We start from the raw sequence: 15506 nt of genomic DNA on the forward strand, positions 1-15506 counted from the left end.
CGCCCGACCTCAAAGATTCTAGAGCTTTTCCATTCCACCGGAGTGCCCCGGTGAGATGCAAAAGCTCTAGCTTTCCTCACGTCCGTTCGCCGACCATTCGGGAGGCGAAAGCGGGCGGAAGCCTGACAAACGCTCGACATCCTGTGTCCAGCGATCGATGCCGCGCCCGGCGAGGAGAGCGGTGTGTATCACATTCTCCCCGCCCAAGGCCAAACCCAATTCGTCCGAATTGAACGCACCCAGCAAACGGGGCGCTGTCGGGGCCTTGCGGGCGGCGGATAAGATCTTGCGGCGACCATCCTCGGCGCCGTCGGACGCCTCGATCAGCCAGGCGACCTGACCCGTACCCAGGGCGGCGACCACCTTCTCGTATCCCGAGATAATGTTCCCGGCCTTCCGTGCAAGGCCCAGGCTGTCCAGGATACGCCGCGCCAGCAGCAATTCGACCTGGTCGGCCAGGTCCGGCGCGACGGTCAGCTTGGTCTTGGCCGCCCGCGAGAACAGGCCCTTCTTGGCGGCCGTCGCGATCGAAGCCCGATCGGCGCCGACCCAGATCCCCCGCCCCGGCAGCTTGCGGGCCAGGTCCGGAACCACCGACCCGTCCGGCCCCGCCACGAAGCGGATCAGACGCGCCTCGTCGGTCGCCTCGCCCAGGACGATGTCCTTGCGCAGACGGTTGGCTTCGGCGTGGGTCTTGGGTGGGGCGGCTTCGGTCATCAACTCTGCGGCATGAAGGGGTCTGGTCGAACGAACGGCCCCGCGGATCGCTCCGCGAGGCCGTCACGCACGACGTCAGAGGCCCTTAGGCTTCTTCTTCCGAGGCGGCTTCCTCGCCGGCGGGGGCTTCGACGACGGCTTCGCCCTCGTCACCCTCGTATTCGGCTTCGGCCTCGTATTCGGGTTCCGGCTCGTATTCCGGCTCCGGCGGCGCCTCGACCCAGCCCATGACGATGCGGGCGCGCATGATCAGGGCCTCGGCGTCTTCCGGCGACAGGTTGAAGCTTTCCAGGATACCCGGCTCGCGCACGCGCTCGCCGTTCTTGGTCTCGAACCAGCCGCGCATGTCGTCGGGCACCAGACCGGCCAGATCCTCGACGGTCTTCACGTCGCCTTCGCCCAGGGCGACGGCCATGGCTAGGGTCACGCCCTCGACGCCCAGGACCTCGTCCTGCACGCCCAGCTCGACACGCTTGGCGTCCAGGGCGGCGGCTTCCTTGTCGAGGAACTCGCGGGCCCGGGCCTGCAGTTCTTCGGCGGTTTCCTCGTCGAAGCCCTCGATCGAAGCGATCTCGTGCGGCTCGACAAAGGCCACGTCTTCCACGGCGGCGAAGCCTTCGGTGACCAGCAGCTGAGCGATGACCTCGTCGACGTCCAGGGCTTCCTGGAACAGGGCCGTGCGCTCGGTGAACTCGCGCTGACGGCGCTCGCTCTCCTGGCTTTCGGTCATGATGTCGATCTGCCAGCCGGTCAGCTGCGAGGCCAGGCGGACGTTCTGGCCGCGGCGGCCGATGGCCAGCGACAGCTGCTCGTCCGGAACCACGACTTCGACGCGCTCGTCTTCCTCGTCCATGACGACCTTGGAGACTTCGGCGGGGGCCAGGGCGTTGACGATGAAGGTGGCTTCATCTTCCGACCACTGGATGATGTCGATCTTCTCGCCCTGCAGCTCGGCCACGACGGCCTGCACGCGCGAACCACGCATACCGACGCAGGCGCCGACGGGATCGATCGAGCTGTCGTTGGAGATGACGGCCATCTTGGCGCGCGAGCCCGGGTCGCGGGCCACGGCGCGGATCTCGATGACGCCGTCGTAGACTTCCGGCACTTCCTGGGCGAACAGCTTGGCCATGAAGCCGCCGTGGGCGCGGCTCAGCATGATCTGCGGGCCCTTGGTCTCGCGACGGACGTCGTAGATGTAGGCGCGGATGCGGTCGCCGACGTTGAAGTTCTCGCGCGGGATCGACTGATCGCGGCGCATGATGCCCTCGCCACGGCCCAGGTCGACGATGACGTTGCCGTATTCGACGCGCTTGACGCTGCCGTTGACGATCTCGCCGACGCGATCCTTGTACTCGTCGAACTGACGCTCGCGCTCGGCTTCGCGGACCTTATGCATGACGACCTGGCGGGCCATCTGGGTCTGGACGCGGCCGATCTCGAACGGCGGCAGGGCCTCTTCGTAGACCTTGCCGATCTCGGCGGCGCGCCAGGCGCGCTTGGCGATCGACAGCTGCATCTTGCCGATCTCGCCTTCCAGCTCGGCGTCGTCGGCGACGACCTCGATCACGCGCTTCTGCGTCGTTTCGCCCGTGCGCGGGTCGATCTTGACGCGGATGTCGTGCTCGGCGCCGTAGCGGGCGCGGGCGGCCTTCTGCAGAGCGTCCTCGATGGCCTCGATGACGACTTCCTTCTCGATGCCTTTTTCACGCGCGACGGCGTCGGCGATCTGCAGCAGTTCGAGCCGGTTGGCGGCGATACCGATGGCCATGGTCAGTCCTCTTCACTTTCGGACAGGTCTTCGTTGTCGGATTTGATGCGGGCGGCGCGCTGTTTCGCGCCCCGCTCCATCAGGGTGTCGGTCATGACGAGCTTGGCGTCGATGATCCAGGCGAAGGGGAAGTAGACGGTGACGTCGTCCTCGCCCTCGATATTCAGGCCCACCTGGTCGTCCTCGACGCCGGCCAGCTCGCCCTTGAAGCGCTTGCGGCCCTCGGCCACGCGGTCGAGCTCGATGCGGGCTTCCAGGCCGGCATAGTCCTCGAAGTCCTTCAGGCGGGTCAGCGGACGGTCGATGCCGGGGCTGGAAACCTCCAGCGTGTATTCGCCGGTGATCGGATCGGCGGCGTCCAGGATCTCGGAAACGCCGCGCGACAGGCGCGCGCAGTCCTCGACATTCATGTCGCCGCCGCTGCCGTCTTCCTGCAGCGGATGCTCGGCCATGATCTGGAGGCGACGCTGCTCGGCCCCGCCCATCAGGCGCAGGCGGACGATCTCGTAGCCGAGGGTCTCGGCGACGGGATCGAGCATCTCGATCAGGTCTCGGTCTTCCTGCGTCTTACCGCGCACTCAAACTCTCCGGCCGGCCCTGCTGAACAAGAACGGCGCCCAAACAAAAAGCGGCAGCCTTTTGGGCCGCCGCTCGAAAGCGCCATCTAGCGCTAACGGACGATGTGAGATGGTTTATAGGCGAACAGACCCCGGTTGTCGACTCGATCTCGGGAAATCTCCCGAGTCCGACTTCCGCGCCTTGGCAATTCTAGCCTATAAGCCAGCCCGCGCAGGCCGCCTCCCCGCGGACCTCATAAGACGAAGAGTCACAATGGACCTCTCAAAGATCCCGACCGGCGCCAACCCGCCTTACGATCTGAACGCCATCATCGAGATCCCGCAGGGCGGCGAGCCGGTGAAGTACGAGATCGACAAGGACAGCGGCGCCCTGATGGTCGATCGCTTCCTGCACACGGCCATGTTCTACCCGGCCAACTACGGCTTCATCCCGCACACCCTGGCCGATGACGGCGATCCGGCCGACATCATGGTCGTGGGTCCGACCCCGGTGGTGCCCGGCGCGATCATCCGCTGCCGCCCGATCGGCACCCTGATGATGGTCGACGAGGCCGGCTCGGACGAAAAGATCCTGGCGGTGCCGGTCGACAAGCTGCACCCGTTCTACACGGGCGTCTCCAGCTGGCGCGACCTGCCGACCATCCTGACCGAGCAGATCGCCCACTTCTTCCAGCACTACAAGGACCTGGAAAAGGGCAAGTCGACCAAGATCAGCGGCTGGGCCGACATCGAGGAGACCGCCGACATCATCCGCACGGCGATCAAGCGCTACAACGAGACGTACTGAGTTCGAGGGCCGGCGGAAACGCCGGCCCTTCTGGTATCGGGCGCCCGTTTCCTCAGGCCCTGACGAAGTCTAGGAACACCGGGGCGCAGTCGCCCAGCTTCTTTTCCTCATAGCGCGTGGTGACGTGGTCGGCCGGGATCGCGTTGCGGTCGGCCGTCTCGTCGGCGAAGCGGAAGTTCGGATCGGCCAGCACACGCTCGGCCGTCCATTCGGCGTAGTCGGCCCAGTCGGTGGCGAAGCGCAGGGCCGCGCCGGGCTTCATCACGCGGGCCAGCCGGGTGACGAACTCCGGCTGGATCAGCCGGCGCTTGTTGTGACGCGCCTTGTGCCAGGGATCCGGGAACATGATGAACACCCGGTCCAGGCAGGCGTCGGGCAGCCAGTCGACGACGTCGCGGGCGTCGCCTTCGTGGATGCGGACGTTCTTCAGGGCCTGCTCCTCGACGTGACGCACGGCGCTGGCCACGCCGTTGACGAACGGCTCGGCCCCGATCACCAGGGTTTCGGGACGGCGACCCGCCTGGGCGGCCATGTGCTCGCCGCCGCCGAAGCCGATCTCCAGCCACACGGCCTTGGCCTCCGGCATCAGGTCCAGGGGCTGGAACGGGCCCTGGGGCACGGCGATCTCGGGCAGCAGGGTGTCGAGCAGGGCCTGCTGGCGCGGCTTCACCGGGCGCGACTTCAGACGGCCGAACGAGCGCAGGGGCCCATGGGGTTGTTGCGGGTTGGTCATGGGCGCGGGTCTTAAAGCTCCGGGCGCGAAATGAAAACGGGCTCCGACCCGCAAGGATCGGAGCCCGCTTCGCAGTTTTGGAATGAGGCGGTTACGCCAGACCCTTCAGTTCGCTGACCAGGTCGGTCTTTTCCCACGAGAAGCCGCCCTCGTTGTCCGGCGTGCGGCCGAAGTGGCCGTAGGCGGCGGTGCGGGCGTAGATCGGGCGGTTCAGCTGCAGGTGCTCGCGGATGGCGCGCGGGGTGGCGCCGCCGATCAGCTGCGGCAGGATCTTCTCCAGCACGGCCGGGTCGACCTTGCCCGTGCGGTGCAGGTCGACGTGGAACGACACCGGCTGGGCCACGCCGATGGCGTAGGCGATCTGGATGGTGCAGCGGTCGGCCAGGCCGGCGGCCACGACGTTCTTGGCCAGGTAGCGGCAGGCATAGGCGGCCGAGCGGTCGACCTTGGTCGGATCCTTGCCCGAGAACGCGCCGCCGCCATGCGGCGAGGCGCCGCCGTAGGTGTCGACGATGATCTTGCGGCCGGTCACGCCGGCGTCGCCGTCAGGACCGCCGATCTCGAAGCGGCCGGTCGGATTGACCAGCCACTGGGTCTTCTTGGTGATCAGGCCGTCCGGGAACACCGGCAGGATGTGCGGCTTGATCAGGTCCAGCACGCGCTTGGAGGTCGCGGCCTTGCCGTCGATCTTCTTCTTGTGCTGGTGCGACACGACGATCGAGACGACGCGGACCGGGCGGCCGTTACCGTCGTATTCCAGGGTCACCTGGCTCTTGGCGTCGGGCTCCAGCTCGGACAGCTCGCCCGAGTGGCGCAGCTCGGCCAGGCGCTTCAGGACGTTGTGGCTGTACTGCAGGGTGGCCGGCATCAGCTCCGGCGTCTCGGTGCTGGCGTAGCCGAACATGATGCCCTGGTCGCCGGCGCCCTCGTCTTTCTTGTCGGTGGCGTCCACGCCCTGGGCGATGTGCGCCGACTGGCCGTGCAGGAAGTTGGAGTACTTCGCCTTCTGCCAGTGGAAGCCCTTCTGCTCGTAGCCGATGTCCTTGATCGCCGCGCGAACCTTGGGCTCCAGCGAGGCGATGATGTCCTTGGTCAGCTGCTTGTTGGCCTTCTTGTCGCCGTCCGGCTTGCCCGCGCGGACCTCGCCGGCCAGCACGACGCGGTTGGTCGTGACCAGGGTCTCGCAGGCGACGCGCGCCTCGGGGTCGACCGACAGGAAGGCGTCGACGACGGTGTCGCTGATGCGGTCGGCGACCTTGTCGGGATGGCCTTCGGAGACGCTCTCGCTGGTGAAGATGTAGGACGAACGGTTCAAGAGACAGCTCCGGCCTTGAGGATGCGCGCGGACGAGCATGCGCCCGCTTCGGCGTCCAGTTAGACCGAGACCATATAAAGATATGTTTATGCGAGCAAGACGAGAGAACCTGCGAGCGCTTTCAGCGCGGTCGAAGGCGCCCTATTCGCCCTCGGCCGCCTCTTCCTCGGCCATCGAGCGGACCAGCTCCAGGATCCGACGACGGACCTTGGACCGAGTGATCTTGGGGAACAGCGCCGCCAGCTCCAGCCCTTCTGAGGTCATCAGGAAATCGTGGACGAACGGCTCGCCGCCCTCGGCCACGCCCTCGTGGGTGGTGTCGGCCAGCCCTTCGAAGAAATAGGCCACCGACGACTGCAGGCTCCTGGCGATCTCATAGAGCTTGCTGGCGCTGACCCGGTTGGCCCCGCGCTCGTATTTCTGGATCTGCTGGAACGTCAGGCCCAGGTCCTCGGCCAGCCGTTCCTGGCTGACGCCCAGGATCTTGCGTCGCATGCGGATCCGGGCGCCGACATGCAGGTCGATGGGATTGGGGTGACGCTCAGCGTCCGACGACTCGCTCATGCCCACGCTTGATAGCTGAAATTGCGGTTTTAATTCAGCCCAAGTCTTTCAAGCGCGCAATAGAGGATTAGGTTTTACCTGCCAGCGGGCGAGCTGACGCAACCGCAGATATCAATAGAAGCACGAAAAACGCCAGGTCACCGAAGTCGTCGAAGGGTGTAACCTCACCCATTCCTGGTATAGCGGCGTCGATCACTCCAGTTTTTCCTAAATCCAACCGCGCTCCGTCGACCACTCGACCACGCGCATCAATGACAGCGCTGACACCGGTGGGCGTGGCGCGCAGGATCGGCTTGGCGCTTTCGATGGCGCGATAGCTGGCCAGGTTCAGGTGCTGCAGCGGCCCCGAGGTGACGCCGAACCAGGCGTCGTTCGAGACATTGATCAGCACCCGGACATTCGGGTCGCGCCGGGCCAGCCCCGGAAACAGGCTCTCGTAGCAGATCAGCGGCTGGGTCAGCAGGTCGGGCGCGACCTTCAGCGGCGCGGGGCGCGGACCGGTGGCGAAGCCGTCGCCCAGGTGCGCCAGGCTCTTGAAGCCGATCGCGGTCAGGAACTTTTCCGCCGGCAGATACTCGCCGAACGGCACCAGCCGGTGCTTGTCGTAGATCCCGACCAGCTCGAGATCGGTCGCGGTCCGCTTCAGGGCGATCAGGCTGTTGTAGTACACCGGCGCCTGGATCGGCCCCTCGTAGCGATAGCCGCCTATCAGCAGGGTCTGGCCGGGTCGGACGCTGTCGAGGATCGCCTGGCGCACCCAGGTTCCGGGCGCGAGATAGTCGTTGATCGCCGCCGGCAGGGCCCCCTCGGGCCAGATGACCAGGTCGGTCGGCTTGTCGGCATAGGGTCTGGCGGTCAGCGAGACGTAGGCCTGGACGATCTGGGCGAACCGGGTGGCGTCCCACTTGGCGTCCTGCTGGATGTCGGCCTGGACGATGCGCACGGTGGTCGGCGGCCCCTTGGCCAGCGGTCGCGACTGGACCACCGCGCCGTAGCCGTACAGGGCCGCCAGGGCCGCGCAGGCCGCGCCCAGGGCGATCCGGCCGCCCTTGCCTTCCCGCCAGACCGCCGGCGCCCCGGCGATGGCCAGGGTGATCCAGGTCAGGCCATAGGCGCCGACCAGGGCGGCGGCCTGCGAGGGCCAAGAGCCCGCCCGCCAGGTCTCGCCCGGCAGATTCCAGGGAAAGCCGGTCAGCACGTGGCCGCGCGTCCACTCCAGCGCCGCCAAGGCGCCGGCGAAGGTCAGAACCCGCCAGGCCGTTCTCGGTCGGACCAGCCGGTAGAGCAGCCCCGCCATTCCCCAGAACAGCGCCAAGCCCGCGGCCATGGCCGCCACGGCGAACGGCGCCATCCAGCCCTGATTGGCCGCGTCGACCATGAAGGCCTCGCCGATCCACCAGGTGCCGAGCCCAAAATAGCCCAGGCCGGCCAGCCAGCCGCGCCAGAAGGCCGAGCGCAGCGGTCTTTCAGGGTTCGCGTCGTCCAACAGGAAAAGTAGGCCGGCATAGCCCAGGAGGCCCGGCAGCACGCCGAACGGCGGGTGGGTCAGGGCGGCCGCGATACCAGCGACCAAGGCCAGCAGCGGCCCGCTCCAGGCCTTCTCACGAAAACGGGTCCAGGCGGTCACGAGGCCCCGACGGTCCTTGAGGTGTCCCCGGCGGCGGGTTCGGCGATCGCCGGCGATGGGCCGCCGCGCACGCGCACCCGGCGCACCCGGCGCGGATCGGCCTCGACCACCTCGAACTCGTAGCCGTCGGGATGGGCGATGACCTCGCCGCGCTGCGGCACGCGCCCGGCCAGGGCCACGACAAGGCCAGCGACCGTGTCGATGTCCTCTTCCATGTCGGAGGGCGCCAGTTCGCGTCCGAGAACCGCTTCCAGCTCCTCCAGCGGGGCCCGGGCGTCGGCCTCGAAGACCCCGCCGGGGCGGGCCACGATCGCCGCCGCCGCCGCGTCGTCATGCTCGTCGTCGATCTCGCCGACGACCGCCTCGATCAGGTCTTCCATCGAGACCAGGCCGTCCGTGCCGCCGAACTCGTCGATGACCAGGGCCATGTGGATCCGGCTGGTGCGCATGCGCAGCAAGAGATCGGCGGCCTTCATCGAGGCTGGCACGTACAAGGCGTCGCGGCGCAGTTTGTTCAGCACCGCGTCGCCCTGCGCCGGCCGCTTGGCCTCGTCGGACAGCAGGCGGAAGACGTCCTTGACGTGGACGACACCCACGGGATCGTCGAGCGTCTCGCGATAGATCGGCATCCGCGAATGCTCGGCCTCGGTGAACTGGGCGACCACCGCCTCGAACGGCGCGGAAAGTTCGACGGCCACGATGTCGGCGCGCGGGGTCATCACGTCGGCGACCCGCAGGGTCTGGAAGGCCTCGGCCTGGTCGACGATGTCGACCGCGCCGGTCGCGGGCGGCGGCTCGGGCGGCCGCGCGGGCTCGCCGCCGGTCAGCTGTCGGCGCATGCGTCGAAGGAACGCCCGCACGCCCCGGCTTCTTCGGACCGGAACGGCGGGCTGTTGACTAGGCTCGTCGCTGGGCATGGCCCTGTTCAGCGCCCCTCTTGATCACCGGCGTATGGGTCGGGAACGTCCAGGCCCGCCAGGATTTCGCGTTCGAGCGCCTCCATGGCTTCCGCCTCGTCGTCGCCCTCGTGGTCGTATCCTAGGAGATGAAGCACGCCGTGCGCCACCAGATGTTGCAGGTGGTGGCTCAGAGGCTTGCCCTGTTCGGCCGCCTCGCGCGCGCAGACGCCATAGGCCAGGGCGATGTCGCCGATCTGGCCTTCGGGGTTGGCTTCGGGATTCCGAGGCGAGGGAAAGGACAGGACGTTGGTCGCGTAGTCCTTCTGGCGGAAGTCGCGGTTCAGGGCCTGGACGCTGTCGTCGTCGGTCAGGAGGATCACGATCCCCTGCCCCTCGATGTCCTCATGGGCGTCCAGCACGGCCTGGGCCGCGCGCCAGACCAGGGCCTCGGCGTCCTCGGCCGCCGCGGTCCAGGCCTCGTCCTCGATCTCGATGTCTACGGTAATGGTCATCAGCGCGGAGTACTCTGCGCCGCGTCCGCGTCATAGGCCTTGACGATGCGTTCGACGAGCGGATGGCGCACGACGTCGGCCGAGGTGAAGCGAGACACGGCCACGCCCTCGACCCCTTCCAGGATCGAGACCGCGTGGGCCAGGCCCGAGTCACGCGGGTTCAGCAGGTCGACCTGGGTCGGGTCGCCGGTGACGACCATGCGGGAACCCTCGCCGATCCGGGTCAGGACCATCTTCATCTGCAGGCGCGAGCAGTTCTGGGCCTCGTCGACGATGACGAAGGCGTGCGCCAGGGTGCGGCCACGCATGAAGGCGATCGGGGCGACCTCGATCTCCAGCTTCTCGCGGCGGCGGCGCAGCTGGTCGGCGCCCATGATGTCGGTCAGGGCCTCCCAGACCGGGGCCATGTAGGGGTCGACCTTCTCGTTCAGGTCACCCGGCAGGAAGCCCAGCTTCTCGCCGGCCTCGACGGCGGGGCGGGTGACGATCAGACGATCAACCTCGCCGCGCAGCAGCATGCCGGCGCCGTGGGCCACGGCCAGGAAGGTCTTGCCGGTGCCGGCCGGTCCCAGGCCGAAGCTCAAGGGATGGGTGGCCATCGCCTCCATGTAGCGCGCCTGACCCTTGGTCTTGGGCGAGACGCTGCCCTTGCGCACGGCGCGGGGCGAGGCCTGGCCGCCGGTCTCGTGGGCGCCGCCGATGGCGATCCGCACGTCGGCCTCGACGACCTCCTCGCCGGCGTCGGCACGGGCGGCCAGGGCGTTGAGGGCGCGCTTGGCGTTGGTGCGGCCGCGCGCGTCGCCGGTGATGGTGACGCCGCCGCCCGGCGTCTCGATCAGCACCTTGAAGGCGTCCTCGATCAGCGCGGCGTGACGGCCGGACGGACCGGAGACGGCGTGGACCGCGTCATCGGACAGCGGCAGGAACTCAGGGGTGCGGCTCAAGCGGTCTCCAGAATGGGTTCGAGCACGCCCGCCAGGCTCATCTTGGCGGCGCTCTCAATACGCACGGGAACGATCTTCCCGATCAGATGCTCCCCGCCCTCGGCATGGACGGCCTGCAGATATGGGCTGCGACCCACGATCTGGCCAGGGTGGCGGCCGGCCTTCTCGAACAGCACCGGCAACGTCTTGCCGACCTGGCTGGCGTTGAAGGCGCGTTGTTGCTCGTCCAGCAGTTGGTTCAGGCGCTCCAGGCGCTCGGCCTTGACCGCCTCGTCGACCTGGCCGGGCATGGCCGAGGCGGGGGTGCCCGGACGCCGCGAATATTTGAACGAGAAGGCGCTGGCGAAGCCGACCTCGCGGACCAGCTCGAGCGTCCTGTCGAAGTCGCCATCGCGCTCGCCGGGGAAGCCGACGATGAAGTCGCCGCTCATGGCGATGTCCGGCCGCGCCGCGCGGATCTTCTCGATCAGCTTCACATAGCTCTCGGCCGTGTGGTCGCGGTTCATGGCCTTGAGGATCTTGTCCGACCCTGCCTGCACCGGCAGGTGGAGGTAGGGCATAAGCTCCGGCAGCTCGCCGTGGGCCGCGATCAGATCCTCGCCCATGTCGCGCGGATGGCTGGTCGTGTAGCGGATGCGGTCCAGGCCATCGATCTTGGCCAGCTGGCGCACCAGCTTGGCCAGGGTCTGGCCGTCGCCGTCATAGGCGTTGACGTTCTGGCCCAGCAGCGTGACTTCGCGCACGCCCTTGCCGGCCAGTTGCTTGGCTTCCTCGACGATGTCGTTGACCGGCCGCGACCACTCGCCGCCGCGCGTATAGGGCACCACGCAGAAAGTGCAGAACTTGTCGCAGCCTTCCTGCACGGTCAGGAACGCGGTGACCCCGGTCACGTGGCGCTCGGCCGGCAGGGCGTCGAACTTCTCGTCGGCGGCGAAGTCGGCGGCCAGGCGCTCGCCGGTCGCGCGGTGAGCGCGGGCGATCAGCTCAGGCAACTGGTGATAGGCCTGCGGACCGACGACCAGATCGACCGCCTTCTGGCGATGCATGATCTCCTTGCCCTCGGCCTGGGCGACGCAGCCGGCCACGGCGATGGTCATGCGACCGCCGGCGTCGGCCTTACGGTCCTTCATCTGCTTGATGTAGCCGAGCTCGGAATAGACCTTCTCGGTGGCCTTCTCGCGGATGTGGCAGGTGTTCAGCACCACCAGGTCCGCGCCCTCGGGATCGTCGACCACGCCATAGCCTAGCGGACGCAGGACATCGGCCATGCGCTCGCTGTCATAGACGTTCATCTGACAGCCGTAGGTCTTGATAAAGAGGCGCTTTTGCGGGGTCTCGCTCATCCGGCGAGGTTATGGGGTCGAGAGGGCCCGTGTGCAAGGTCGCGAAGGTCACACTCGCCCCCTCCGCGCTTCGCGCTCCTCCCTCGGAGGGGGAAGAAGGCCACCTTCCACCCCCTCCGGGGGAGGACGACCGCGCAGCGGTCAGGTGGGGGCAAGTAACCGCCCCTACTCCTCCAGCGGCATCCCGTAGAGTTCCAGCCGGTGGTCCACCAGCTTGTAGCCCAGCTTGCGGGCGATGGCGTGCTGCAGGGCTTCGATCTCCTCGTCCACGAACTCGACGACCTTGCCGGACTTCATGTCGATCAGGTGGTCGTGGTGATGGTCGGGCGTCTCTTCATAGCGCGAACGGCCGTCGCGGAAGTCGTGGCGCTCGATGATGCCGCTTTCCTCGAACAGGCGGACGGTGCGGTAGACCGTGGCGATCGAGATGTGCGGATCGATGGCGTGGGCGCGGCGGTGCAGCTCCTCGACGTCGGGATGGTCCTCGGCCGACGACAGCACGCGCGCGATCACGCGGCGCTGGTCCGTCATGCGCATGCCTTTTTCGATACAGGCCTTTTCGAGTCGATCCACGGCGGAACCTCCGTCTGAGTCGCCGGCAAGATAGGCGGTCGTCTCTTAAGTGTTAAGCGCCCGCCGCATGACAAGCGCGTCCTTGGCTCCATCCGGATGGGGATAATAGCCTTTTCGCAGGCCCACCTTGGCGAAACCAGTCGCCTGGTAGAGCCCGACGGCCGCGAGATTGTCGACGGCGACCTCCAGGAACAGGGACTCGGAACCGGTTTCGGCGGCGATCCCGGCGGCGATTTCCACCAGGGCCGCGCCCCAGCCGCGCCGGCGGGCGGCGGGGTCGACGGCGATGGTCAGGATCTCGGCCTCGCCGGCGATCGAGCGGCACAGGACGAAGCCCTTGGCCTCGGCTGGCTCGCCCGCCTCGCCCAGGATCGCGAAGGCGCCGGGGGACTTCAGCAGCGCGTCGAACTCCAGCGCCGTCCAGGGCCGGTCGAAGGCCCTGTCGTGGATATCCGCGAGATCGAACGAGGCTTCGGAGCCGACGGGACGCAGGTTCATGCGGCGGGCTCGCTGGAAGGCAAGGTCGCGTAGGGCGCGCGTAGATAGAGCGGACGAGGCGAATGGGCCGGCGCCGGCTTGGCCGCGGCCAACCGCGCGACCGCGACCGGGTCGGGCGCGGCGGGGGTCAGAACGGCCGCGCCGCTCAGCGCGTCGGCCAGCAGTGGCGCGCCCGAACCGACCAGGGTCGCCGGGCCGCCCGAATAGAGCTCGGCCAGCCGCGCGGCGGCCTCGCCCAGGCCCAAGGCGTCAGGGGCCATCAGCGAGACGCCGTCGGCGAAGACCTGGATATAGATCTGGCTCATCCGCGCATCGATGACGGCGGCGACGAAGCCCTTGTGGCCGGACGCCAGGCTCTCCAGCGTGTTGACGCCGACGCAGGGGATCGACAGCGCCGTGGCCAGGCCCTTGGCGAAGGCCAGGCCCACACGCAGGCCGGTGAACGAGCCCGGTCCGACCGTGACGCCGATCCGCGAGAGATCGGCGAAGGCCACGCCCGCCTCGGCGGCGGCCTCGCGCGCGATGATCCCGATCCGCTCCTGGTGGCCGCGCGTCATGGGCTCGCTCCGGGCGGCCAGCACGCGCTCGCCGTCCAGCACGGCGACCGAACTGGCGCCGAGGCAGGTGTCGATCGACAGGATCATGGGTCTCAGGCCGAACCGACGTTCGCGCCCTCGGCGGGACGCCAGATCAGTTCGTTCAGCTGGGCCTTGCCCTTCAGGGTCGCTTCCGGCGGCACGCCGCCCTGCGTCCAGCCAGGGACGCCGAACACGTAGGAGACGGTCGGGGCCTCGGGCCGCACGCAGACCACGGCGTTGATCTCGCGGCCCTCGCCGGCGCGACACTGGTCGACGGTGAAGCCCAGGTCGGCCCACTTGGCCAGCAGCTTCTCGTCCTGGGGGCCGCGCGCATCGCCGGCGGCGACGCGGACATAGGCGATCTCGCCCTCATCGGTCTTGCCGATCTCGGCCAGCGGAACGTCGTCCTGCTCGATATTGATGATCGGCTGGGCGGGACCTTGCGAGAAGTGCAGGAAGGCCTGCTCGACCTTGGCCTTGGGGAACAGGGCCTTGAACGTCGCCAGGTCGAAGGCTGTCGCGGCGCTGATCGGGCCGACGCCGTCCTTGGTCACCTTCAGCGGGCCGCCGGCATAGGGGACGATGGCGACGGTGACGGGCGGCTTGGCCCCGGCGGGCGCGACCGGCGTGGCGGTCTCGTCCTTCTTGGCGGGCCCGCAGGCGGCCAGCAGCACGAGCGGCAGGGCGAGGAGGGTGTGGCGGAGGGTCATGGACAGGTTTTAGCCCGCCCGCCCTCCGCCGTCACCCGATCAGAGAACCTTCGCCGCCTCGTCGAAGTCGAGACGCGGGTTGCGGGGGAACAGGCCCTCGTCCGTGCCGTGGCCGATCGAGACGATGAAGTTGGACTTGATGTTCGTGCCCGCGAAGAACTCGGCGTCGACGCCGGCGTTGTCGAAGCCCGACATCGGGCCGACGTCCAGGCCCAGCGCCCGCGCGGCCAGGATGAAATAGCCGCCCTGCAGCGAGCTGTTGCGCAGCGCGCCCCACTCGCGGGCCTGCATGTCGTTGAACCAGTCCTTGGCGCCCGGGGCGTGCGGGAACAGCTTGGGCAGGGTTTCCGGGAAATCGAGGTCGTAGCCGACGATCACCGTCACCGGGGCCTGGCGGATCTTCGGGGCGTTCGAGCCCGACGACAGCTTGGCCAGGCGCTCCTTGGCCGCTTCCGAGGTCAGGAAATAGAACCGGGCCGGGGTCGAGTTGGCGGCTGTCGGGCCGAACTTGGTCAGCTCATAGAGTTCGCGCAGCACGCTTTCCGGCAGCGGCGTCGGATCCCAGCCATTGCGGGTCCGGGCTTCGGTGAACAGCTGGGCGAGCGAGGCGTCTTCGAGCTTGGCCATGAGCGATCCTTGAGGAAGCTATTTGCAACTATACTAGTTACAATAAGGCGTTCCCGGGCGTCGCGCAAGCGGCCGGCGGAACGTCAGCCCAGGGTCTGCTCGACCCGCGTCACTTCCGGCACATAGTGCTTGAGCATGTTCTCGACGCCCGACTTCAGGGTCGCCGACGACGAGGGACAGCCCGAGCAGGCGCCGCGCATGTGCAGCCATACGACCCCGGTCTTGGGCTCGAAGCGCGAAAAGACGATGTCGCCGCCGTCCTGGGCCACGGCCGGACGGATGCGGGTGTCCAGCAACTCCTTGATCTCGGCGACGATCTGCGAGGCTTCCTCGTCATAGACGCCGTCCTCGTCGTGACCGCCATCCTGCGTGGCGTCCAGCACCAGCGGCCGCCCGCTGGTGAAGTGGTCCATGATCGCCGCCAGGATCGGGGCCTTCAGGTGCGGCCACTGGGCGTCCTCGCCCTTGGTCACCGTCAGGAAATCGGGACCGAAGAACACCCGCGTCACGTCGCCCAGGTCGAACAGCGCCTTGGCCAGCGGCGAGGCGTCGCCCTCTTCCGGCGTGCGGAATTCCCGCGCCCCTTCGCCCAGCACTTCGCGGCCGGGCAGGAACTTCAGGACCTCGGGGTTCGGGGTGGTTTCGGTCTGAATGAACATGGCCGACAGATGGACCTCGCGGCCGCGCGACGCAAGGGTGACCGCCCTCCTGGCGCAAAGACCATTTGGCG

At 67.9% G+C, this 15506-nt stretch carries 18 protein-coding genes; 1 reads left to right on the forward strand and 17 read right to left on the reverse strand.

Annotated features, from left to right (window positions below; translation table 11 throughout):
• Positions 1-66: 66 nt before the first annotated feature.
• The 3 genes from MZV50_RS25965 to rimP form a co-directional block, all read right to left on the reverse strand.
• Positions 67-717, reverse strand: a complete 651-nt coding sequence (locus tag MZV50_RS25965; RefSeq protein WP_252632239.1) for an RNA-binding protein — start codon at positions 715-717, stop codon at positions 67-69.
• 85 nt (positions 718-802) lie between these two features.
• Entirely contained in the window at positions 803-2488 is a 1686-nt protein-coding gene (gene nusA / locus MZV50_RS25970) for a transcription termination factor NusA (RefSeq protein ID WP_252632240.1), read from the reverse strand.
• A 2-nt stretch (positions 2489-2490) separates the two neighbouring features.
• The gene (gene rimP / locus MZV50_RS25975) at positions 2491-3066 is read right to left on the reverse strand and encodes a ribosome maturation factor RimP (RefSeq protein WP_252632242.1); all 576 of its coding nucleotides are present in this window, start codon (positions 3064-3066) and stop codon (positions 2491-2493) included.
• Between the two features lie 253 nt (positions 3067-3319).
• On the opposite strand from rimP, the gene ppa reads away from it, so the two are divergent.
• On the forward strand, positions 3320-3853 hold the full coding sequence (gene ppa / locus MZV50_RS25980; protein ID WP_252632243.1) for an inorganic diphosphatase: 534 nt from the start codon (positions 3320-3322) through the stop codon (positions 3851-3853).
• A gap of 52 nt (positions 3854-3905) precedes the next feature.
• Here the strand turns inward: ppa and trmB are convergent, their stop codons facing one another.
• From trmB to MZV50_RS26050, 14 genes are all read right to left on the reverse strand, one after another.
• Positions 3906-4586, reverse strand: coding sequence for a tRNA (guanosine(46)-N7)-methyltransferase TrmB (gene trmB / locus MZV50_RS25985; protein WP_252632245.1), 681 nt, complete (start codon positions 4584-4586; stop codon positions 3906-3908).
• 91 nt (positions 4587-4677) lie between these two features.
• The gene (metK, locus tag MZV50_RS25990) at positions 4678-5901 is read right to left on the reverse strand and encodes a methionine adenosyltransferase (RefSeq protein WP_252632246.1); all 1224 of its coding nucleotides are present in this window, start codon (positions 5899-5901) and stop codon (positions 4678-4680) included.
• 141 nt (positions 5902-6042) lie between these two features.
• Positions 6043-6471 (reverse strand): helix-turn-helix domain-containing protein, encoded by a 429-nt coding sequence (locus MZV50_RS25995; protein WP_252632248.1) that lies wholly within the window; start codon positions 6469-6471, stop codon positions 6043-6045.
• A 61-nt stretch (positions 6472-6532) separates the two neighbouring features.
• Positions 6533-8092 carry an apolipoprotein N-acyltransferase gene (gene lnt, locus MZV50_RS26000; protein ID WP_252632249.1) on the reverse strand — a complete coding sequence of 520 codons (1560 nt, stop codon included), beginning with the start codon at positions 8090-8092 and terminating at the stop codon, positions 6533-6535.
• On the reverse strand, positions 8089-9009 hold the full coding sequence (locus MZV50_RS26005; protein ID WP_252632250.1) for a transporter associated domain-containing protein: 921 nt from the start codon (positions 9007-9009) through the stop codon (positions 8089-8091). Before MZV50_RS26005 ends, lnt begins: the two co-directional genes overlap by 4 nt.
• Before the next feature lie 8 nt (positions 9010-9017).
• The gene (gene ybeY / locus MZV50_RS26010) at positions 9018-9485 is read right to left on the reverse strand and encodes an rRNA maturation RNase YbeY (protein ID WP_252635315.1); all 468 of its coding nucleotides are present in this window, start codon (positions 9483-9485) and stop codon (positions 9018-9020) included.
• 17 nt (positions 9486-9502) lie between these two features.
• Complete coding sequence (locus MZV50_RS26015; RefSeq protein WP_252632252.1) at positions 9503-10447, reverse strand: PhoH family protein; 945 nt, start codon at positions 10445-10447, stop codon at positions 9503-9505.
• The gene (miaB, locus tag MZV50_RS26020; RefSeq protein ID WP_252632253.1) at positions 10444-11790 is read right to left on the reverse strand and encodes a tRNA (N6-isopentenyl adenosine(37)-C2)-methylthiotransferase MiaB; all 1347 of its coding nucleotides are present in this window, start codon (positions 11788-11790) and stop codon (positions 10444-10446) included. Before miaB ends, MZV50_RS26015 begins: the two co-directional genes overlap by 4 nt.
• Positions 11791-11955: 165 nt before the next feature.
• A complete protein-coding gene (locus MZV50_RS26025; RefSeq protein ID WP_252632254.1) occupies positions 11956-12363 on the reverse strand; it encodes a Fur family transcriptional regulator in 408 nt (135 codons plus the stop codon).
• Between the two features lie 45 nt (positions 12364-12408).
• Positions 12409-12861, reverse strand: coding sequence for a GNAT family N-acetyltransferase (locus tag MZV50_RS26030; protein WP_252632255.1), 453 nt, complete (start codon positions 12859-12861; stop codon positions 12409-12411).
• Positions 12858-13505 carry a tRNA (adenosine(37)-N6)-threonylcarbamoyltransferase complex dimerization subunit type 1 TsaB gene (gene tsaB, locus MZV50_RS26035; RefSeq protein WP_252632256.1) on the reverse strand — a complete coding sequence of 216 codons (648 nt, stop codon included), beginning with the start codon at positions 13503-13505 and terminating at the stop codon, positions 12858-12860. Before tsaB ends, MZV50_RS26030 begins: the two co-directional genes overlap by 4 nt.
• Before the next feature lie 5 nt (positions 13506-13510).
• On the reverse strand, positions 13511-14149 hold the full coding sequence (locus MZV50_RS26040) for a DUF1131 family protein (RefSeq protein ID WP_252632257.1): 639 nt from the start codon (positions 14147-14149) through the stop codon (positions 13511-13513).
• 39 nt (positions 14150-14188) lie between these two features.
• A complete protein-coding gene (locus tag MZV50_RS26045; protein WP_252632258.1) occupies positions 14189-14776 on the reverse strand; it encodes a malonic semialdehyde reductase in 588 nt (195 codons plus the stop codon).
• A gap of 83 nt (positions 14777-14859) precedes the next feature.
• Positions 14860-15435, reverse strand: a complete 576-nt coding sequence (locus MZV50_RS26050) for a NifU family protein (protein WP_252632259.1) — start codon at positions 15433-15435, stop codon at positions 14860-14862.
• Between the last annotated feature and the right edge of the window lie 71 nt (positions 15436-15506).

The organism is Caulobacter segnis (genome assembly GCF_023935105.1).
In the GTDB taxonomy this organism is placed as follows: Bacteria; Pseudomonadota; Alphaproteobacteria; order Caulobacterales; family Caulobacteraceae; genus Caulobacter; species Caulobacter segnis_B.

Coding starts and splice junctions, on each gene's coding strand:
- ppa (WP_252632243.1), top strand. CDS start 3,320: ATGGACCTCTCAAAGATCCCGACCGGCGCCAACCCGCCTTACGATCTG.
- trmB (WP_252632245.1), bottom strand. CDS start 4,586: ATGACCAACCCGCAACAACCCCATGGGCCCCTGCGCTCGTTCGGCCGT.
- MZV50_RS26050 (WP_252632259.1), bottom strand. CDS start 15,435: ATGTTCATTCAGACCGAAACCACCCCGAACCCCGAGGTCCTGAAGTTC.
- MZV50_RS26005 (WP_252632250.1), bottom strand. CDS start 9,009: ATGCCCAGCGACGAGCCTAGTCAACAGCCCGCCGTTCCGGTCCGAAGA.
- MZV50_RS26030 (WP_252632255.1), bottom strand. CDS start 12,861: ATGAACCTGCGTCCCGTCGGCTCCGAAGCCTCGTTCGATCTCGCGGAT.
- MZV50_RS25965 (WP_252632239.1), bottom strand. CDS start 717: ATGACCGAAGCCGCCCCACCCAAGACCCACGCCGAAGCCAACCGTCTG.
- MZV50_RS26045 (WP_252632258.1), bottom strand. CDS start 14,776: ATGGCCAAGCTCGAAGACGCCTCGCTCGCCCAGCTGTTCACCGAAGCC.
- nusA (WP_252632240.1), bottom strand. CDS start 2,488: ATGGCCATCGGTATCGCCGCCAACCGGCTCGAACTGCTGCAGATCGCC.
- MZV50_RS26040 (WP_252632257.1), bottom strand. CDS start 14,149: ATGACCCTCCGCCACACCCTCCTCGCCCTGCCGCTCGTGCTGCTGGCC.
- tsaB (WP_252632256.1), bottom strand. CDS start 13,505: ATGATCCTGTCGATCGACACCTGCCTCGGCGCCAGTTCGGTCGCCGTG.
- miaB (WP_252632253.1), bottom strand. CDS start 11,790: ATGAGCGAGACCCCGCAAAAGCGCCTCTTTATCAAGACCTACGGCTGT.